Source organism: Parapedobacter tibetensis (assembly GCF_024704835.1).
In the GTDB taxonomy this organism is placed as follows: domain Bacteria; phylum Bacteroidota; class Bacteroidia; order Sphingobacteriales; family Sphingobacteriaceae; genus Parapedobacter; species Parapedobacter tibetensis.
In genome coordinates this window covers 57633-79205 of record NZ_JAMXBE010000015.1, presented here as the reverse complement: position 1 = coordinate 79205, position 21573 = coordinate 57633, and the positions used below count along the sequence as shown (strand labels likewise).

At 47.6% G+C, this 21573-nt stretch carries 16 protein-coding genes; 12 read left to right on the top strand and 4 right to left on the bottom strand.

Going from position 1 to position 21573, the window contains the following annotated elements:
* Positions 1-127: 127 nt before the first annotated feature.
* The 6 genes from NF543_RS20280 to NF543_RS20250 all read left to right on the top strand — a co-directional run bounded on the left by NF543_RS20280 (position 128) and on the right by NF543_RS20250 (position 9017).
* Positions 128-3136 carry a SusC/RagA family TonB-linked outer membrane protein gene (locus tag NF543_RS20280; protein ID WP_257670022.1) on the top strand — a complete coding sequence of 1003 codons (3009 nt, stop codon included), beginning with the start codon at positions 128-130 and terminating at the stop codon, positions 3134-3136.
* A 10-nt stretch (positions 3137-3146) separates the two neighbouring features.
* Positions 3147-4868: a RagB/SusD family nutrient uptake outer membrane protein gene (locus tag NF543_RS20275; protein WP_257670021.1), complete on the top strand. Its 1722-nt coding sequence runs from the start codon at positions 3147-3149 to the stop codon at positions 4866-4868.
* Between the two features lie 381 nt (positions 4869-5249).
* Entirely contained in the window at positions 5250-6182 is a 933-nt protein-coding gene (locus NF543_RS20265) for a hypothetical protein (RefSeq protein ID WP_257670020.1), read from the top strand.
* Positions 6182-6466: a hypothetical protein gene (locus NF543_RS20260; RefSeq protein ID WP_257670019.1), complete on the top strand. Its 285-nt coding sequence runs from the start codon at positions 6182-6184 to the stop codon at positions 6464-6466. The genes NF543_RS20265 and NF543_RS20260 overlap by 1 nt, the downstream gene beginning before the upstream one ends.
* A 400-nt stretch (positions 6467-6866) precedes the next feature.
* Positions 6867-7316, top strand: a complete 450-nt coding sequence (locus NF543_RS20255) for a hypothetical protein (RefSeq protein ID WP_257670018.1) — start codon at positions 6867-6869, stop codon at positions 7314-7316.
* A gap of 1230 nt (positions 7317-8546) precedes the next feature.
* Complete coding sequence (locus tag NF543_RS20250) at positions 8547-9017, top strand: hypothetical protein (RefSeq protein ID WP_257670017.1); 471 nt, start codon at positions 8547-8549, stop codon at positions 9015-9017.
* 372 nt (positions 9018-9389) lie between these two features.
* Here NF543_RS20250 and NF543_RS20245 read toward each other — a convergent pair whose 3' ends face one another.
* Entirely contained in the window at positions 9390-10598 is a 1209-nt protein-coding gene (locus NF543_RS20245; protein ID WP_257670016.1) for a hypothetical protein, read from the bottom strand.
* A gap of 132 nt (positions 10599-10730) precedes the next feature.
* On the opposite strand from NF543_RS20245, the gene NF543_RS20240 reads away from it, so the two are divergent.
* From NF543_RS20240 to NF543_RS20225, 4 genes are all read left to right on the top strand, one after another.
* A complete protein-coding gene (locus tag NF543_RS20240; protein ID WP_257670015.1) occupies positions 10731-11600 on the top strand; it encodes a Crp/Fnr family transcriptional regulator in 870 nt (289 codons plus the stop codon).
* 127 nt (positions 11601-11727) lie between these two features.
* The gene (locus NF543_RS20235; RefSeq protein ID WP_257670014.1) at positions 11728-12690 is read left to right on the top strand and encodes an AraC family transcriptional regulator; all 963 of its coding nucleotides are present in this window, start codon (positions 11728-11730) and stop codon (positions 12688-12690) included.
* A gap of 261 nt (positions 12691-12951) precedes the next feature.
* Positions 12952-13455: a MauE/DoxX family redox-associated membrane protein gene (locus NF543_RS20230; protein ID WP_257670013.1), complete on the top strand. Its 504-nt coding sequence runs from the start codon at positions 12952-12954 to the stop codon at positions 13453-13455.
* 109 nt (positions 13456-13564) lie between these two features.
* Positions 13565-13867 carry a hypothetical protein gene (locus tag NF543_RS20225; protein WP_257670012.1) on the top strand — a complete coding sequence of 101 codons (303 nt, stop codon included), beginning with the start codon at positions 13565-13567 and terminating at the stop codon, positions 13865-13867.
* A gap of 71 nt (positions 13868-13938) precedes the next feature.
* Here the strand turns inward: NF543_RS20225 and NF543_RS20220 are convergent, their stop codons facing one another.
* Genes NF543_RS20220 through NF543_RS20210 form a run of 3 tightly spaced genes read right to left on the bottom strand, consistent with a single transcriptional unit; the run spans position 13939 to position 20075 of the window.
* Entirely contained in the window at positions 13939-15321 is a 1383-nt protein-coding gene (locus NF543_RS20220; RefSeq protein WP_257670011.1) for a RagB/SusD family nutrient uptake outer membrane protein, read from the bottom strand.
* 6 nt (positions 15322-15327) lie between these two features.
* Positions 15328-18546: a SusC/RagA family TonB-linked outer membrane protein gene (locus NF543_RS20215; RefSeq protein ID WP_257670010.1), complete on the bottom strand. Its 3219-nt coding sequence runs from the start codon at positions 18544-18546 to the stop codon at positions 15328-15330.
* A 32-nt stretch (positions 18547-18578) separates the two neighbouring features.
* Positions 18579-20075: a TlpA family protein disulfide reductase gene (locus tag NF543_RS20210; protein ID WP_257670009.1), complete on the bottom strand. Its 1497-nt coding sequence runs from the start codon at positions 20073-20075 to the stop codon at positions 18579-18581.
* Positions 20076-20742: 667 nt separating this feature from the next.
* Here NF543_RS20210 and NF543_RS20205 point away from each other — a divergent pair.
* Both NF543_RS20205 and NF543_RS20200 read left to right on the top strand, forming a co-directional pair.
* Positions 20743-21132: a helix-turn-helix domain-containing protein gene (locus tag NF543_RS20205; RefSeq protein WP_257670008.1), complete on the top strand. Its 390-nt coding sequence runs from the start codon at positions 20743-20745 to the stop codon at positions 21130-21132.
* 3 nt (positions 21133-21135) lie between these two features.
* Entirely contained in the window at positions 21136-21513 is a 378-nt protein-coding gene (locus NF543_RS20200; protein ID WP_257670007.1) for a helix-turn-helix domain-containing protein, read from the top strand.
* The last annotated feature ends 60 nt before the right edge of the window (positions 21514-21573 follow it).

Here is a 21573-nt window from a genome sequence, read left to right as displayed (position 1 = left end):
GTTGTTTTCGGGCGTCTTAGAGCATTTACCGCAATGTCAGCCACGGTAAGACAAACATAACCTTAATTTAACGGCAAGTTGGTATAGGCGCTGTAATATTGTGCTCATTGGACAACAACCCAACTTCATGAGAAAACAGACACTACTTGCGTTGGCTGTATGGCTTTCGTGTACCGGTGTTACCCATGCCGGCATATCCTTTGACAATAGTAACCTGCCGGTCGGCTCCGCGGTGCAGCAGACCGTCCGGGGAATGGTCACAGCCGTCGACGGTACGCCGATAGCCGGAGCAACGGTGCGGTCGCACACTACCGACCGGGTTACTGCCACTGATGAGCGCGGAGAATTTACCTTGCAAGCGTCCACCGGCGACACGCTGTCGGTTTCGTATGTCGGTTATGCTGAACAGCAGGTGCAGGTTACCGGTACCGACCTTCGTATCATACTGACCGATGCCAGCAACGCTTTGGATGAGATCGTTGTGGTGGGTTACGGCAACCAGCGAAGGGCCGACGTGACGGGATCGATCAGCTCGGTAAACAGCGAAGATTTCAACAGGGGGATTGTCACCAACCCCGGCCAGCTTCTACAGGGAAAGGTAGCGGGCCTGAATGTTTCGATCGACAGCGGTGAGCCGGGTGCTTCGCAGGATGTGATCATCCGTGGCGTAGGCAGCCTGCGCTCCGGCACCACCCCGCTCTATGTCGTGGATGGGTTCGCCCTCGACAATACGGCAACCGGCGTGGCCACAAACCCGCTCAACTTCATCAACCCGAATGATATCGAAAAAATCGATGTGCTGAAAGACGCCTCCGCTGCGGCCATCTATGGTGCCCGTGCGGCGAATGGCGTGGTGGTGATCACTACGAAAAAAGGGAAAAGCGGCATCACGCAGGTGAACGTGTCCGGTTCGGCTTCCGTCTCTTCGCTGGCGAAAAAACTGAATGTATTCGGCGCCGACGAATTCCGTTCGCAGGTCGCCGCGGTCGGCGGCACCTTACGCGACGGTGGCGCCAATACGGATTGGCAAGATGAGTTTACCCGGAATGCGTTTTCCAACAACATCAACCTCTCCGTCAACGGGGGGACTGACCGGTTCTCTTATTTCGGATCGGCCGGGGTGGATGACCAGGAGGGCATATTGAATAACAGTGCACTGAAACGCTATTCCGCGCGTCTGAACCTGACGCAGAATGCCTGGAACGATCGCTTTAAGGTGTCGCTGAATTTGGCGGGCGTACGGACTGAAAATGAAAGGCCGTTGATCACCACGATCGTGTCGGACATGGTGCGCTCAAACCCCACCTTTCCGGCGTATACCGATGGCCAGCCCACACCGGTCTTAAGCGGAGATCAGTTCAATTCCCTGGTACGGGAACAACTATACAGCGACTACGCCGACAACAACCGTATCCTGGCCAACATTGCGCCGTCGGTCGAAATCATCAAGGGACTCACCTATAAGCTGAATCTGGGTGTGGATTATTCAACGACCGACCGCGATGTGCAAAACCTGCCTTATGCCGCTCGGGAAGATGAGATCGGGTCGTTGAACCTGAATTATACCGGCAATACCAATACCTTGGTTGAAAACTACCTGACCTATGAGTTGAACGAGGGGAACCACCAGGGGACGTTGCTGGCGGGCCATACGTATCAGGAAACATACTATAAACGGAGAACCTGGGCTTACGAAGGTTTTCCGACCAACGGGATCGAGCCCCGGTACCAAACCGAAGCGGCGACCAGAATATTGACGAACGGTACCGGTACGGAGGCGATCAAAAATGAACTGCAGTCGTTCTTCGGCCGGATCAACTACAGTTATGCGGACAAATATTTACTGACCGCCACGATGCGCGCCGACGGCTCGTCAAAGTTCGGCGGAAACAATAAATACGGCTATTTCCCTTCGGTGTCAGCAGGCTGGAATATCGGCAGGGAAGACTTCATGCAAAATTCCCCTTTTGACGAGCTGAAGATCAGGGCCAGTTGGGGGCGGACGGGAAATCAGGAAATTCCGTCCAAGGTCACGCAGGCCAGTTACATTGATAGCCGGGCGGACGACGACACCTATCCCCTCGATGAAGGTGTAAGCAGCTTGGAAGACTATCCGTACGGCATTGTGTACACGCGCCTGGCCAATCCCGATATCCAGTGGGAAGTTTCCACACAGACCGACGTGGGCGTAGATTTCAGTCTGCTTAACCACCGGTTGACCGGTACGGTGGACTATTTCAATAAAATATCGGGAAACGTCCTGTTGGAGGTGGTTCCCGCCGATCCCATACAGCCTACCACCACTTACTGGACCAATATCCCCGGTATGGAAATCAAAAACCGCGGCGTGGAAGTAGCGCTGGAATACACGAGCGACCGGGCAGCGCACGCATTCGGCTATAACGTGGGCGGTAACATATCCTTCACCAAAAATGAGGTCGTCAACTCCCCGTATGCGGTATTGACCACCGGAGCGGCCCAGGGCGCCGGACAAACCGGCTCTACCATAAACGGGTACATCAACGGCGCACCCATCGGCGCTTTCTATATGCGGGAGTTTATCGGTATCGATGAGGCCGGGTTCAGCCAATTCAGGGACGTGAATGGCGACGGACAGATTCTGGATAACGACCGGGCTGTTGTTGGCAGCGCCCTGCCGGATGCCATCTATGCATTCCACCTGAATTTCTTTTACAGGAATTTCGACCTGGGCCTGAATTTCAACGGTGTGGTGGGTAACCAGCTATACAACCACACGGCCATGTCGAATTTCACCAAAGGAAACCTGGCGTTGTCGTTCAACACGACCGATAAGGCGATTGAGTACCCGGCGGAAGTAATCAACAATACCAATGAGGTGTCTACGCGGTACCTCGAAAATGGGGATTTCCTCCGGCTGAACAATGCCACGTTGGGGTATAATCTGAATCCGGCGGCAATCGGCCTGGCGGGCAAAGTGCAGCGCATCCGATTCGGCGTAACCGGCCAAAACCTGTTTGTCCTGACCGACTACAGCGGTTTTGACCCCGAATTGAACACGGGTGTCACGTCGGGTGGAATCCAGACTTTTGGCATCGACTACTTTACTTATCCAAAGGTCCGGACGTTTGTATTCAGTGTAAACGTATCATTCTAATACCATGGACATGAAAAATAAAATCACGATAGGTCTATTGACCCTTTCATTAAGCTGGAGCTGTACCGATCTGGAAGAGCAGGTGCTGGACGAGTCGCTGACCGGCAGCGGACAGGCGGAGGCCATCAGCGGTGCGATCGCACCGGCCTATGGAATGCTTCCTTCCACCTTCCGGCATACCCGGTACTTTGGCCTTCAGCTGATCCCTTCGGATGAGGCGATTTTGCCGGCCCGGGGCGGTGACCAGTGGTATGACGGTGGCATGTATCTCGATGCGCATACGCATAATATGACGCCCAGCAACGCGCTGGTAAGGGATTCCTGGAACTACCTGACCACCAATATCTCCCGAACATTAACAGCCATCGAAGCGCTGAAGCCCTTGGTGGAAACAAATGCGGAAGCAGCCGCGGCGCTTTATGAGATGAAGGCGTTGCGCGCGTATTTGAACATGCTGATGCTGGATAGCTGGGGACTTGTTTTCAAAAAAGAATCGGCGGCGGAGACGTCGGAAGTCCTGCGCGGGCAGGAAGCCATTGACTATATCGACAGTGAATTTCTGTCGGTAGTGGATGTGATCAATACCGACCGGGGTCCGGGCAGAATGACACAGGCCGCTGTTTGGGGGTTTTTGGCTAAATTGCACTTAAATGCCGCGGTTTACCGCGATCCATACGGAACGCCGAACTTCACCACGGAAGACATGAACCGGGTCATTGCATACACCGACAACATCATCAATTCCGGCGCTTTCTCCCTGTCGCCTGAATACTTCGACCTGTTCAACGATAATAACCACGACAATCCGGAATTGATCTTTGCCTTGGACTTGCGCGGTGTCCTGCGAAACGACCATAGCCGCTGGGCCTACTGGTCCATGTCCGGCTCGTTGTTCCCGCGGCCTGAATTTCCGAACGCCGACGGCACCGACGGTCCGGCGATCACTCCGGAATTTTATCAAACCTGGGTAGATGCCTACGGCGATACCGATCCTGCCGATGCGGATGCGAGGTTCTATCAGAAAAATGTCAATGTTCCCGAGGCGTTTGAAGACCTTGCCGGATTTACCCCGCAAAACGACCAGGAGCGCTACATCTGTGTGGCGGCCGAGGATTTCGAGATTGACCGGGGAATTCTGCGGGGTACACCATGGGGGCCCCGCAAAGACGCAGCAGGCAATTTCTACCGCTGCGATGGCGGGTATCGGATTTACGCCGTCGGCGAAAGAAGGGAAGCCAACATGGAATATTATGTAGACCATACCCTGGATATCGACTTCACCGCCAACAACGGGTATGCGAGCGGTTACCGGGTTTCGAAATACCAGTTCAGCCACACCTCACCGGACGGCAATAACGCCAGCAGTGTGGACCTTGTCCTCCTGCGCTACGCCGAAATTTACCAGATGCGTGCAGAAGCGAAACTGCGGAACGGCGACAACGCTGGCGCGCTGGCCGATGTCAACACGGTGCGGACCTCCAGAACGGCCCGGGCGCCGATTCCCGCAGCGCTTAACGCCATCGACTTGGATATCATGTATCGCGAACGTGGTTTTGAGTTCTACTGGGAGATGTCCAGACGGACGGACATGATCCGATTCGGCCATTACGAAGACTCTTGGACCGAAAAGACCGACACCGATGTAAACCATCGTCTGTTCCCGATTCCGCAATCGGCCATCGACGGGGCATCTAATGTGCAGGGCTATCTGGTGCAGAACCAAGGGTATTGATGTACGTTTTCCTATATCGTTTTCTTTTTACGATATTCCTCACGCAGCCCTTTGTGCAGACTGTAGCACATGAGCAAAATAATCACCGCAAAAGGCAGTCCCGCGATGATGACGGCGGTTTTATTGAATATGTTACAAAGTGCCTGTACTACCAGCGGGCCACCTCGGTTCTACATCGGGGTTATTTGCGTTGAGGTTTAACAATTCTTAACGGTTTCGGCCTTAGTACGGCATGGCGTTTGGTCATCTTTAGGCGTAGAATAGTCTTTTCATAATTTAGTTTATAATTGGTTAGTTAGAAAGCCCTGCGTCTCCCCGGCGCGGGGCTTTCTGTTTGGAAAGTATTTGATTATGTTTGCAACGTAGTTATGCAACCGACCAATGGATCTTAATATAGAGCAAGGTATATCATTAGAGGTAGAAGGCGAAATAGGGAAGTTTCAAACTTTGCCTATTGAAAACCTCATCAATATCGCCCAAACATTGCAGGAGTTGGTTTTAGCGGTTGCAAAGTATGATATTACAGCAAAGGACCTTATCCATTACGATAATTTCAAGATCGAAATCACCGATTTCATCAAAAGCAGTGCCGTGCCAGTATTTGCACTGACCCCAAGGATAAGTCCTACCATTCATGATGTAAATGAGCAAAGGAAAGAGTTATCAGAGAAGCTCGATGGCATATTTCAGATAACAGGTTCGGGTGATTTCGGAAAAATAAAGGATATGTATCCCGATGCCGAAAGGAGAAATGACATGGTCATGAAGCTGCACGCCTTTACAAACTCTTTTGGTAATTCTCCTGTCCGCGTAGGGGTTTATAGAGGTCAGGGGCAATTTGAAAACAGGTATAGGGTTCGTAAGCTTACAGACAAAATCAAAAAAAATCTTTTAGTGACGGTTGCCGATCATGTTATCGAAGAGCCAACAAAGGAAACAGCAATTGCAACCGTTCAAGTCACTAAAAGGAAAGACAAGAAGCCAAGGACAACAATTAAGAAAGTTTATACAGGAGACACACATGCTTTATCCGTCACGTTTAGTGAAATATCATTTAACGCCGTTGTGTATAACTTGAATCATAATCTACTTTGTTCTTATCAAATAGAAGATGGGGTTCACATCATCAAGTATGATATGTTTGACCTTGTTGGCACCGGAGATTCTGAAGACGAGGCAAGGGATAGCTTTCAGGAAGAGTTTGACCATCTGTATGATTGGTTGAACGGGATTAATGAATCTAAATTATCATTGAGGCTCTTGGCCATAAAGAATATTTTAAACCTAACCGTAAAGGAAAAGAATAACGAATAATGGTTGCTAATGGAAAGAAAGCCTACCAAAGCCTAAAAAAGAAGGGCTTTTCTGACTCGTTTTCAAAAAGCGATGATCACAAGTATCTTGAGTTTGAACATGACGGAAAAATCCATTTTTACACAAAGCTTAGTCATGGCAGTAAAAAAGATTTGGGCCTGCCATTGATTACCCAAATGGCAGTACAATGTAAACTCTCCAAGAAAGAATTTATGGATCTGGTGAATTGCCCTTTGAGCAAAGAACGTTATTTAGAAATCCTTGAGGAGAAAGGTGTGGTTTAGATCCGTTCAATTTTGGATAAACCTTGAATTATGGAGAAACACCATTGTAAGGCTAAATAAATTGTCATTATTTTGTCATTAAAGCTACCGTCCGATGTTTAGTTATTATTGGATATAGCTGGCTGTAAAAGCTTTGTTGGGTTCCTGATAGTGAGGGGTCGTTTAGGGATAGTTAATCAATTGTATGTATTAAAAATAGCCAAATTTTTAAAATCTGTGGTTGGCAACCAGTTTAATGGGCGTATTTATTGGCAAAGTATTTGTGAAAATATTTTTAACCAATTTTAAGAAAAATTTTCTAATATTTGTGAGAATAGGATTGAAAACAAAGATTTAAAGCTGTTTTTTTTACAATAAAAATGAGTGACCGCTTACTCAAAAGTTTAAAAACATCGGTTTTATGATAGCGACGAACAATAAGAATTCTGGGGAAAAATCAGCAAAGCGCAAAGTAAGGAAGGCTTATGACCTCAGTGAGGAATTTAATAAGAAACCTCTTCAAGAGATAATTATTGGCTCCGATGAACACCTCGATATGATTTCCAGGGAGACACAGGAGCTTAAAAAGCTGATTACCTTGATAGCGAAAACCAACGATGACATGGAAAATCACTTTCCTCGTAGCAAGGAAATTGCCGAAGATATTAAGCCTATAATGCAATTGTTGCACAGTTCCCTTACTACATTCATTGGAAAAGTACGAAACAACAAATTGATATTTAACTCCTTTAAGGGATGTATAGACCAACTGGAGGTTGAAAACTCCCAACTCAACGAGTACATAAGCGATTTAAACAATTATGTCATTTCTGGAAATAAAGTTGTTTCCGATGACTTTTTCGATAATTAACCTTGCCTAATAGTGTCTTTTGCCTGTAACGCTACTTCTTCGTATCGAGCTGCTGTCAAAAAACTTAAAAAGCCATATCCTGAAATCGAAGAATGCATTAAACGCGAATTTAGAGGCTTAACATTTGAGGACGTATTCAATAAAAGTTACGTCATACAGAATTCCGGGGTAGCAAAGATTATTAAGGTAAGAGTTTCTGATGGTATTAAAGGAAAGAGTGCCGGGTTTAGACTAATACTGGTTGCAAATTCGAAGACGTTTGTTGTTACATTTCTTTACGTATTTCCTAAGACTGGTAAGTACGCTCGAGAAAACATAAATAACGACGAATTGCGGTCAATACTGAATGACTATAAGGAAGAGAGAGAGCAGGAATCCTTAAGTACAGTAAATCTCACTGTATAAACCGTTATAAAGAAAATAACCCCCAGACAGAAATCTTGAGGGTTATCTTTTTTCGGTTAAAATTTACAGCCTCACGGCTACGATTCAAAGGTACGGAATTATTGCCAAAATTGACCTTCTATATTCAAACCGACAACGAAACCGACAACGATATAACGAAAAAAGGCCAATTAAGGCCTTTTTGGTGTTCCCGAAGGGGATTGATAATATTGCTTTATTATGATATTAATGCAGTTTTTTGGAAATATGGGGTTCTTTTCGTGGTTCTTTTTTACTGTCTCGTGTATCGGGCCGACAAGGAGATTCTCTGAGGAAAGTAAGAACAGCCAAAGCATCACATCTTTCACGGCAGAAATAAAGAATGGGAAAGGCAAAGAATAGGAATAATTAGAACAGGAATTGGAGGCTAAGGCAGCAAGTATCGTCTGGATATCATCTGGTAACAGATGAAAAACGAGTGTTTGTGATGGAATATAAATGATATCGTTTCTTTTTCACTTATTGAAAAATCGGCCACATTCTTTAAAAAACCTAAATTAAGCAGAAATATTAAATATCATAAATATCATACTGAACGAAATTGCGTTTAATTACTTCCGCCATAACAAAACTGGCAATACGATGAAAACTGCGAACATGGATACCACCAACCCGCCTATGGTCCCAACCGCCAAGGAAAACCAAAAAACTTCCTTTGGACCGTCAATAAGGAATGGTACTAGCCCGCAACATGCCGATATGGTTGTGAGGATAATAGTCCTACCACGGTTGAGTGTGGCTTTCACTTATTTGTAAACTAAAAAAATAGTTCATAAATTTGAATTTATGAGAACTATCATAGCATTTATAATTCTGAACATTTCATTGTTCCCGTTTCTTCAGGCGCAAACGAAAGTGATTTCCTTCGCTAAAGGTAAAGCCAATGGTTTATCAATGACGGATTTGGACGCACGGTATAAAAGTGCCGTTCACACCGATACCTCTCTGGCGGTTTTTAAAACAGAGGAGGAACAAGCAAAATTTATTGAAGCCTATCAATCATTTGTTAAGGAAATAGGTTTGTACTTAAGTGGCAAAGGATTTGAGTGGAAGAATCCTACACGGATATTTAATAGATTCTATGTCGATAAACATGGAAACGTTGAATACTATGTTTATAATTTCTTATCTAGTCAAATCGACGAATCGACCGCTCAGACGTTTGAGACCCTAATGAAATCCTTTTTTAAGGATCATAAATTTGGAATCACCGCGCAAATACCATTTGCGCAGTGTAGTCCTGTTGATTTCCAATAATCGATATTCCGTGTCATCTGTCTACTGGTTCGTTGTTTCTTGCAAAAGAATGCGCTATCGCAAACACGATCGCTGAAAGCCATTTTGTTTCGTGGACGAAAAGGCGCCGCTTGAAGGGTGCGGAGAAAGGGAGTGAAGGTGTTGATTTCCTTTTCATTACTGTAGAAGCAAAGAGCGGGAACTGTTGTAGCCATGAGCGGAGGGGTTCCGCGGGCCGCAAATGCGCGGTGGCCAATTGCCGGTAACAACACACACTCGTCATTGCACCGATGCAGGCGATGCCCGCCGCGTGGCGAGAACGAGATGTATTTGCATCCACCATACGAGCCAGCCAAAGGCCGCAAACTTCCAGCGACCCGCCATACGGGGAAGTCACCTGACCTTGGCCAGATACCTGTAGATGAAATCTGCGCTTTCCGGCTGTATGCCCGCAATGGATCCCACCTCGTCCGCAAACCGCAGAAGTGAGCCGCAGCCCGCCTTGACGAACAGCTTGCGCAGCCCTGCATCGCCTGAAATGTCGTAGGCGAAGAATGCATCCATCCTATCCACCATCAGGTATTTCCTGTCCAGCTTCTGCCAGTCGGTGAGTTCTGCAAGCCTGCGCCCCTCCGGGGTGCCGTCGTTGGTGAGGAACAGGAACGTGCGCACCACCCATTTGCCGTCATGCGGGGTGATAACGAAATAGCCCACCTTGTGCTTCCCGATATAGCATTCCAGCAGGGAACGACCCCCATAGTATTGGAAACGCGGCGTGTCCTTGGTGAACAAATCCGCAAGGTATGCCTGCACATAGCCCGATGGGAAAGAAGTGCGTTCCTCGAAGCGGTTGAGCGCATGCTGCTGCGCATACAGCGGCATCGCAAGGTTGTCGTCCATATCCACGAAACCCAATTGGCTGGGGCGAAGCAACGGCCAGTCAAATACCTTTATTTCCTTTTGGCTGGGTACACCGAGTTTGGCAATCACCCGTTTCTTGCCGTCTATGTCCTGCAACATGGTTTGGTGGCCCAACCTGTACACCCGTATCACATTCCTTTCGCCGGGGTTGACCACTGCCATGCCATCCGCACGGCACCTCAACGTACCCTTGTAGAAATCATATAGCTGTATATCCGCAACGCCCATCAGCTTCAGTGCCCCGGCCTTCGACCGGCCATACCATTCGCCATCGGTGAAATATGGGGCAAATGTCCGTATCAATATGGACGCGGCCCTGAACCGGTCCGCTATGCCGAACTGGACGTGGTGGATGAGTACCAGTGCATCAGTGAGGAAACGGGCGTAGCTTATCCGTTCGCCGGTCAGTGTTTCCACATGGTGGCCGGTAAACAGGTTTACCAACGACCGCCTGTAGCTTACTGCCTCTTCTTCGGTCATTACCCGATTGCCACCGAGCACCACCCTGATGGGCGGATAGCGATGGGCAAACATCAGCCGCAGGCTGCTTTCGGGGAACAGTTCGAAATACCCGGCTCCAACCATCTTTTCGCAGATGGTGCCCAGCCGCCGGTAGAAGCCCTTCCGCTGCCTTGCCCTCATGTCATTGCCGTTCGTATTTTTCCTGCTTTTCTTTTTCATGGCACGATACGGATTGCTGCAAGTGTATTCCATCCAGGATAGGGACGGTGGGCTACGGCATGTAATGGGGAAGGTCTGTGTTCACCCTATCCTGATGGGAGCTTGTGCGTCCCAATAACAAACTTAGCTAAATTGCTGCTTATATACAAGTTACAAAGCGGATTTGAAAGCAAGTTATCGGCCTCCTTTCTTACAGGGCATTACATCAAAATCCCCTTAAAAACCCACTTTGCCCGTTTTTCCGTATATTGGCGCCAGCGAACCAAGGCCAACCAAATCGTGGGATATCCGGTACCGGAAATCCCGCTGGCCCATGACCATTTGCCCATGAAACCCGTGCAATACCGAGAACCCCGATTGCTGCCCCCAAGCCAGCATAGCCTTGATGCTTTCCATCTGGCATTGCAAGGCCTTTATGCCAACGGGTTTGAGCTCCACACCGGATTCGGGGCGCAGCTCAACCGGAAACTGCGGGAGCAAGAACTCAGAAGGCGGCACATTTTGCTCGGACCGGGAAGGCAGCCCGACAGGGTTTATTTCATCGTCGAAGGCTCCGCGGTATATTTCCTTGAGCTTATGCAGGATGGTATCCCGGTACGGATGGCACGGTACATCCTACGCGACCGTTCGTTTATCCTACCGCCAAACCTGTTTTCGGAGGATCCCAACCCGTTGAGTATCGAGCTTGCACAGGATTGCCGGCTGCTGTCCATCAGTGCGGAGCAATATGGCCGGATGCTGCGGAAATATCCGCAGGCCGTGGAGCTCACCAACCGATGGCGTGATAGGGTGGAGCAGGGATGGATGGCAGACCAAGCCGAAGTGGCCCTCCGCAAATCCGCGTTCGACCGTTTGCTGTGGTTCATGCATAAATGGCCCGACTGCTTCACGGTCTTCAGCGACCGGATCATCGGTGACTACCTCGGCGGCCTGAGCCGGGAGACCGTGAACAGGTACAAGCGGGATGTGATCAATGCATACAGGGCTGGGCTGATGAAATAAAAGTCTCTTCGCTTTTTCCCCCGATCGGCCATTTCATCGAAAAGTGTGACGGCCGTCACACCTTTTTCCGCAACATACCCCGTAATTTTGCGGTACAGCCATGCGCTACCCACTAAAACAGACAGCTATGATGGTAGATCCCTATACATTCCATTTCCATTCGGAGGTCATTTCCACGAAAACCCTCGGCATGGATGAGTTCCCCGCATGGGGGCAATTCCACCTGCCGTACGCGGATAAGCGGCAGCTCAATTTCAGCGATGCCTCATTGCTCCGGCAATCCTTTGCCAGTGAATTGTTCCATGCCATCCTCCTGCAACTGGATACCGGATCGCCGTTCGATTTCTCCTACGGTCTTGCCGATAACCACTTTTTCCTGTACTTCATGCTTCAGGGGGGCGTGGATTTTGCTACGGAGCAAGGCAGGCCCATATCCCGCCCGCGCGGCAACCGGTTTTATGTGACGCACAATGCGGCGGGCACCTACCTTGCGCGCTGTGACTCCGGTAGGCACATCGCATTGGCTGTCACACTTTCACCCGCATGGCTTGCGGACATCGATACGACGATGTGCCCCCATCTTGAAGGTACCATAAGCCGCTACCTCAATGGTGTGGAACCTTATGGCGTCATGCCCAATTGCCGGATGGGAAAGCCCGTGCATGAGTGGCTGGAGGCATTGTATGGGCAGTACCATGAAATCCCCTGGGTGCAGGGCAGCCAGATGATGGCCTTTATAAGCTACATCCTTGCCTACTATGACAGGCTGGCCGGATATAAGCTGGGTACTCCAGCTTATAAGGCGATGCACCACATCAGCAGCAACTTCGGGGACAACCGCCTGTCCATTCCGCTGCTGGCCGATACCTGCCATACCATCCCCAAAACCCTTACCCGCAATTTCGTAAACGAATTCGGCCAGACACCGCACCAATACCTCATGGAAGTCAGGCTGTGGAATGCGAGGGATATATTCCAATCCACTGACCTGCAAGTAAAGGAGGTATACCCGATGGTAGGTTACCGGGACGAGCGCAGTTTCCGCAAGGAGTTCGTGAAGTTATTCGGCCATCCACCCCGCCGTGGATAGATATCCTGTGCACACCAAATACCATTTTTTTTCATGATCCGGCAAAACCGGAACTAAAAGGACACTTTTTGGCGAAAGCCCCTTGAATTTTGTCCTTTTAGTTCTGCAATAGGGGAGGAATGATGCCGAGATTTGTAGTGAAAGCACAAAGGGTTTTCCAATTTTGACCCAAAATGGGACATATTGTGTCATACCTGCGGAATGAATATAGGCTACTTTGCGTGTATAAGATAAATTATAAGCGATGAAAAATTTAAGGTGATGAAATCAACTGCTTACATACCGTCTGGGAAACGTCTTTTGTTTACGTCCAACATCAGTTGGAATAGGGCGACGTATTATGTTACCTCGATTTTCCTGGCTGGAATATTCCTTTGGATTGCTTATCTGGGCGCAACTGATTATTCGGAATCGTTGGGAAAGATGCGTGACCAGGTATTTCGGGACAGGTGGGTTCCCATTTTAACAATTGTTAATATTGCTTCACATTTCGCAATAGGAGTGCTATTAACCCTTGGCTTCTTCAGGAAAACTTTCCTGATCTATGGCCTTGGTCTGGCTGTTCTGGTATTAGCGGTATATACAGGATATTCTGAATTGGCATTGTTTAATCTACTTGGACGTTCCCCATGTTCATGTATCGGTTGGTTGGAAAATCAAGGATGGCTTGGGGTGTTTATCACCAATGCGGTGTTACTTTTTATAGCGTTAATGGCGCTGATAATTATTCTTAAGGAAAGGAGGATACGGAAAAAGAAAACTTGATATCAAATTACCATAGATCTCACAAGGTGGGGTTTATTTATCCGGAAATCAACCATGAAACGGATAAGAGGATAATAAATACAGGTGTTAACAACTAAAACAAACTGTCATGCGAAACGCATTAAAATTCAGTTTATCAATAGTTACGTCTTTCATTTTACTGGTAGGAATGTCCTCATGGATAGGTGGCGTTCAAAATCAGGACTGGTATTACAATGGTACGACAGCGGAAGATTTCTTTGAAGCCGGCAATTGGGATACCACTAACGAAGGTGGCAACTGTGCCATTGCCGTGCCACGTCCCTGCCATCTTTCCATCGGTCCAACCGAGGACCTGCAGGACGTCCTTGATTCCTACGGGGAAGACGAAACCGCATTATTGGAAGATGCCGGAATGCGGGCGACCAATTAATGGTGTTGTCCAACTTTGCGGTAAACGGAAAAGGGGGTGCGAAATGGTTTTGCACCCCCTTTTTTCTTTAGTCAGCGCGGGTTTTGGGGCATCCCTGAAAGGGCAATAACATCCTCCGGTATGGTAAGGGCATAACGGGGATCGTTGGGTAATAGCTGATAGGTCTGTCCATCCACTGTACGGGTGAGCGTTATATCCGCTCCCTCTTTATTCAACCGCTTCAGGTCCATCCACCTAAGGCCGCGCATTACCAACTCTTTCCTGCGTTCCTGCAAAATGATCTGCAAGGCTTCCCCGCTCGAATTGGCCCCAAGTGGGGTGAATGTGTCACCTGACCACCTTGTATCCAACAAGGCATTGAGGGTTTCCATCGCTTCGTCGATCCTGCCGGAACGTGCAAGGCATTCGGCACGGACCAGGTATTGCTCACTGGTCGAAAACCCCATGAAAAGGGTAGGCGCGCCTATATAGCTACCCCTGAACCTGATCGAGCTGTCATCATTCGGTGCAAAGAACAAGGTTTTCCTTAAATCATTATTGCTGTAGGAATCGTACAACGATGGATCGATCCTGGCATTGAAATCCATAGTGATCATATCATAAAAGGCAACGCCCATGAAAATCGTTTCTTCATTGAGTTCAGCGAACGGATACGGTGTGGATTGGTTTATCGTATTAAAATCCAGCAACGTATTCCGCAATTGCAGGCAGGAGTCTGCATACAATCCTGCCTGCTCGTATTCGCGCATCGCCAAATATGTCCGTGCCAATAATCCATAGGCGAAAGGTTTGCTGGCGCGGTACGCATTGATGTTGGCAACGGGAAGCAATGGGATGCTGGTCTTTGCATCCCTGATTATTTGGTTATATGTTTCCTCGACTGAGGCCCTGATGGACGGAAGGTTGAAGTCCGGGTCAAGCCGTAAGGGTATCCCCAAATCAGTTGACGAGGTTTGCCGGTCATAAGCCGGTGACCATATCAAAACCGCGTCGAGGTAACGGTATGCCCGGATAGCCAAGGCTTGCCCTTTTATTGAGCTCCATTGCGCTTCGTTTATGCTATTTTTCTCAATCTTTTCGATTGCATCAAGAATGGAAGTGCAGGTATATATGGAACTGTATGTTCCCCTCCAAGTATTTGCGGATAACGCCGCCTCACTGAATACATGGCTTGCGTTCCAAGTGTATTGATTCTGTTCGTCTTCCCTTAACGTCAGGAAATTTCCGTCGGTAAGATAGAAGTTATCAGAACTCGCTTCCCCTGCGGTGCAATAATTGGAATTAACATATGCAGGGTTATCCAAGAGTGCCTGTAGATGTTCCAATTTATCCATAAGTACGAGTTTCTTATCGGACTTCTCGTCAAAGAAATCCCCGCACCCTGAAAGCAAGAAGGGCGCTGCAAAAAATGGATAAAGAAGAATTGTTTTTAATGAATTATTTACTGTTTTCATGGTTGTCTATTTGATCGATGCTCGTATTCCAAAACTATATGTTGTTGCGTTAGGTATCATTCCCTCCCTGAAAAAGTCCGGATCGATCCCACTGTTACTGGCCTTCCAAATGACACCTAAATTGGTGACATACACAAAAGCCTCTAAGTTTGAAAACCTCGCCGGTACCAGCGGGCTGAAATTGTATGAAAAATTGACGTATTGGAATCTTATCTGGTCTCCCCGTTCTACAAGCACCTCTGAACCTGTGTAAAAGTTATCGCGTGCGGTATTGGCCGGATAGACCATTGACGGGACGTGAGTCCTCATTTCGTCTCCGGGTTGTTTCCATCGCAGGGCTATATCCGAATGTTGATTGGAGCCATTGTTAAAGAGACCTGTGTATTGGATGGACGGCTTACGGAAGTAGTAGCCCAAGCGGAAACTAAATGCCACCTGTAAATTGAAATTTCCATAGGAAAAGTTGTTGCCGAGATTACCAAACCACGTAGGCGTGGATGGGCCAATATAAACGAGGTCCCCGACGGTCCTTGCATTTCCGGTAAGCTGCCTGTAGTCATTGCTCGGTTCCCCGTCTAAATAGCCCAACGGATGCCCCCCATCGCCTGATAGCCCTGCCCAACGGTAGGCAAATAGGGCATTGACTGGCCTTCCGGGGATACTTGTGTTTGCCCTTGTGCCGAACTGGCCGCCAACAATCGATGACACGCGGTCAAGGATATTGTTCTCGACAACTTCGCTTGTATAATGGCTTAAATTGAGGTTGGTCTGCCATGAAAATTTCCCCGTCAGGTTTTTCGTAACGATTTCGGTATCCATGCCTTTCCCGACCATACTGCCAACATTTTTCGTTATCGAATAGCCTATCCCGCCTGTATAGTCTATTTCTGCCGTTCCAAAAAGGTTGACCGAGTTTTTCTGAAAGTACTCGATACTGCCTGTGATCCGTTGGCGTGCTGACCGGAAGTCAATCCCTATGTTCAGCATCCGTGAAGTTTCCCATTGCAGGTCCGGATTGTAGTAATTCCTGAAAGAAGCCCAAGGCGTTGCCGTACCTGCGCTTACACCAGCGTTATAGGCAATGGTGGTCGCGGCAACCATACTTGGGTCAATGTTGCCGGACGCCCCGTAAGTAGCCCTAAGCCGCAAATAGGGCAGATTATCGATTTTGTAGAATTGTTCATTTGATATTTCCCACGCCACTCCTGCGGACCAGAAGGCGTTCCATTGGTCGTTTGTATTCAAGCCGAAAAGGTTTGAAGCGTCCCTCCGCGCACTGAAAGATACCGTGTACCTTTGATCGTATTCATAAGCGCCGTTTGCGAAAAAAGAAGCGAAGCGTGTTGTCCCGCTTTCCATGTTCTGGCTGTTTGGGATAAAGCTCAAACTTCCGTTTACAAAGTTCGGGTACTGTCGGGTATAATCGACATTGCCGAATGTAAGGACCGCATCGTCATAGCCATAAATGCGGTAATTGTTGCGGTTTACGTTAGCATGGCGTACCTCGCCCCCAATCAACGCAGTAATATTGTGCGGACCGAAAGACTCGTTGAAATTGGTTTGTATCCGGGCTTGGTGGGCTTGCAGCGTTTCGTTGGATAGATCAAGTATGTCGCCTATCGGCACAGGTCTGGCAACGTTGTTTTCCTGGTCTATCTGTGTATAATAATTGATGATGTCACGGGTAAAAAAACTTCCTGATCCCTGCCGGTTACGGCCCTTGTTATCTTGCCTTTCATATTGGTATTTTACGTCCAGATCAAGGCTTTTAAGGAAAGAATAGTTTATTCCGGTATTTATGAGAATGTCCTGTGTGACGGTCGACAGCCCGGAATGTTTGTAGTCTTCCAATGGTATGTAACTCCAGTCGAGTAATCTGCCCGTTTCATTGGTTTCGTCAATGAAGGTTTGCCGGTAATTCTTGGTAAGGGATAAAGGATTGCCCGCTTGGTCGGCCAATTCCGCATAAGGGTACAACGATCCGTAGTAGGTTATCTGCCCATAACCCGGCCTGCCGTTGGTCGCATTGTTCTGTGTATACTGCAATGACGTGCTTATTTGCAGATTGTCGGACGGGCGGTATGTATTTGCCAATTTGAGATTGAGTCTTTGGAAAGTGGCATCGAGGTTATCTGTGTTGCGGTCATATCCCGCCAATGCGTTCCACGCCAACCGATCACTTCCACCCTGTAATGTAAGCGCGTATTGCTGGTTGAACTCCTGTTGGTACAAATGGTCCAAAAAGTCCCTCCGCACATCGATTTGCCGCAGGGCATCGATCCGTTGGTCAATGGCGGCCAGTTCCGTGGCATTTGCGGTTTGCCGTTTGATGAGAAGCTCCACGACCGGGGTGAGTGGCGGTTTGTTGGCATTGTTAATATGCCGATTGTAATATCCCGCATCGAAAAGCATCGTTTCCACCTCGATATAATCCGACGAGGTCATTTGGGACAGGTAATAAAGGTCCGGTTTGTTACCCAGCGTTGCGTTTGCATTGAAATTGATCCGCAGGGGTTGGTTGAAACTCCCTTTTTTTGTGGTGATGACAATGACACCGTTTGCGGCACGTGCGCCCCATATCGATGCTGCCGATGCGTCTTTCAGTATGGTGATGCCTTCCACATCATTTGGGTTAATGTTGTTTATATCGCCCTCGTAAGGGAAATTATCGACAACAACCAAGGGGTCGGTCGGGCCGCTGAACGTTCCTACACCACGGACCAATGCCCTCCCGCTTGTGTTATTGTTCCTGTCTACCATGTAACCGTTCGCAACGGCTTCAAGCCTGCTTAGTATGTCTGTGCTGACCTGTTGCTGGAGCTTGTTTCCATTGATGTGGCTGAAGGAGCCCGTGGCCCGCTCACGTGGCAATTGCTGGAACCCCGTTGAGACGGTCACTTCTTCGATTAAATTTTCTGCGGCTGTCAGGTAGACCAGCAATGTGTCGGGAAAGGGGGATGGTAAGGATTGCGTATGCTCCCGGTATCCCACGAAACTCACGGTAAGTGAGGGCGTGTTGCCGGACAAGCGGATGGAAAATCGCCCCTGCATGTCAGTGGAAACCGTTTCTTTGGTATTGATATTCGTAATCGAAGCGCCCGGCAAAGGTTGCTTAGTTTCCTGTGAAAGCACGGTTCCGCGGAGCAGCTTTTGTGCTGACAGCGGATTTGTGTGGACAAGGAATAGTGAAACCAGTAAAGAAGAATACAATATAAAGTACTTCATAACATTGAGAATGAAAAAGTATGGATGTTTGGTTATCGGTGGTTTTTATCGCTTAGGACGAACATATCAAGTTCGCGTTCCGCTTCCGTTATTTTTAAACCGTATGGTATCAAAGCGGCATTCAGTCGCTCCGTTTCCGTTATGCGGACTATTTCTTTGGGCAATAGTCCGGTATAGTGGCTTTCGTCAATGAGGGGAATGGCCTCGGGGTAGCATTCGGTACCGTTGTCTTTCGCCCAGTTCCAGTGTTTTATTAAGGATTCAATTGGCTGTCCCCCGCCCGTTTCGATTGATGCCAAGGTATTGGTGCCATTCCTTTCGATGACCAGGCATCTGATTTTCCTTTTTTCGATTCTTCCATTGTAGCCCGTGTAACGGTTAAGCTCCGAGAGCATAATATGATGGAGTGAATCTGCAATCCCGACAGGAACGATCAGTTCATAGGAGTGGTATTTGTCGCGGTTAAACGGCTCGGATTGGCTGATCACGATGGACGCGGTATCTTCCACTTCGAGAACGCATCTTGCCTTGTTGAAGTCAGGGAATATTTCCTTTACCGTAACGGCATATAGGTTATAAATGCTGTAATTTGAAAGGTATTTGCCATGAACAATTCCGTTGGTTTTGCGTGGACCTATTCCGGTGCCAACACCGGAATGGTAGCCCTTTATGAAAATCGAATATTGCTGAAGCTGGTCCAACGGCAGGTCATCACCCATAAACAGCGGCTTTCCTGTATCAATATCCTTTTTGGTCGGAATGTTCGGGACTCGGTTTCTCAGCAGTTGGGAGAATTGGGCAGTTCCGATTTCGGCAGCCCCTGTAATTGCCAAGACCGTCCCATTTGAGCCTATCCAAGCGTAATGCGGTACGGATATGAACGGGAAATAGGTTTCGATGTTCTTAGCGTCAATTGCGGAAGTGAGTGCTAATTTGACGTTGTTCCGGCTTTTATATCTTTCAAAATAGGGAAGCACTTCCTTTTCCCTTTGATTCGAAACCAAAAGGACATTGAAGCTGTCGGCGTGTTTTTGTTGCAGTTGTTCGAGTTTTGGAAACTGTGCAACGCAGGAAGAACACCATGTGGCCCAAAAATCCAGTAGGATCAATTTGCCTTTATAATCAGCAAGCGTAATGGTTTCCTTGCCCTCTGGGTGGTTCACCACTTGCAGCGGCATATTCCACACTTCTTCCGGTATGGGGTCACCGATTTGCAGGGCTTGGATGCCGATTTTTGTGGTGTCGGTCGGATGCACGTTGGCTGATGCGTGTGTCACTCCTATAAGTAAGGCAGCAAAAAACGAGAGGCTTGGTATAGGCCTCTTGGTGTGGTTCAGGATTGGGCCCGATAGTGAGGATGCATGGGTATCGCCGTGCAATGAGGCCCCGCTTACGCGGAACCCTGCACGGCTTCCAAACACATGATTTTTTCGGCGGTGCGGTGCAGCACCGCCCGTTTCTTTTATGTGGGTGCTATTGGTTTGGATATTTTTGGGCATGGCTTGCCCGGTACGTGTAAAAACGTGCATTTCCTGTTAGGTAAGTCATTGGATAATAAGTAAGTTAGTCCGAGAAATTCAGAGGTACGAGATGCACTAAACAGGGCTTTTGATGATATTTTTATATTGGTTTTTGGCCGAAAATGACTGGATGGGAAGCGGGCAAAAACAAAAAAATCCCTGCCGCTTGCCGTTTGGTAAGCAGACAGAAAATTTTCGTGTCTTTTGGGTATCGCTCATTATCGTTTTTCAACAATGAGCCTCGAACTTCTTTACATTATCGGTAATTAGCTATAGGGCCGGTAACTTACAAAGTCTAATGTCAGCAGGCTCTGGTAAAGCCTACCAACTCCGAAGAGTTGGCCACCTACAAAAGAACTAAGCAAGCACCGGCCCTATAGCAATATAGGGGCCGGACACTTTACTTACGCTCGTAGGTGTGAATTACCAGATTCGCTGAACGAGGCTCGTAAAGGCTCTAAATTATCTTTAAAAGAGCCACAAGATAAAAAGAACTATTTAATTTTCACTTTACTTTCAAACAATATTCACGTTTATAACAAAAATATCGTGTTTGTTTTCTTTTATGTATATATTTGCTTTTGTTTAATCAGTCATTTAATGCTGTAAAGCTCTGATAATTAATAAATATAGGCAACAACATATTGTTATTAAATAATAACCTTTTATTACTGTCATGGAAATAGGACCAAAATTAAGGAAGTTAAGGGAACAATACGGTTTCAGTCAGGAATATGTCGCCACGGAACTTGGTATTAGTCAGGCAGCTTATCATAAAATTGAAGTTCAGCAAATTAGACTTAGCGTGGATCGCGCGAAGCAACTTGCCAAAATATACGATATAGATCCGGAGTACTTTTATTCGACTGAAGCGTCGGTTGTCCACAACAACTACAGTAGCGGGAGTTACAGTAATTCGAATAACGGAACAATTGAGAAGTATGAAAACAACAACGTACCCAAAGAATTGGTAGATTTGCTGCGTGAGGAATTAAAAAGTGCAAAAGAAGAGCGAAAAATATTCACTACTCTAATTGAAAAACTGATCAACAACAAAAAACTTTGACTTATGATTACACCTCATATCCTAGAAGCAAAGAACAGTGAGCTGAAATGGGATTTACCACTTGCTGCAGAAAAGGCAAATATGGAATTGGATCATTATATGTCTATTTTCACCGGCGTAACGCCCCCAAGCTTTGAAGACGCCGAGAAATTGTCCAAAGCATATGACATCCCCTTTGGGGAGTTTCTGAGAGAAGGAGATTCTGCCACACATCTTAATATTGGCTCTGGCACTTATAGTAACAGCAATCATGGTTATATCAAGGAGGTTGTATACAACGCCGATAGAGGCCTAGCCGAACTAGTAAAAGATCTGATTTCAGCCATTAAACCTGATATCGTGTGGCCGGAGAAAAAGGTGGAGCAAGGGGATAAATCATAACGCATTTTGTTATGGCTGATGTAACTATCTCGTAAGCCGATTGGCTCAAAAACCTAAAAG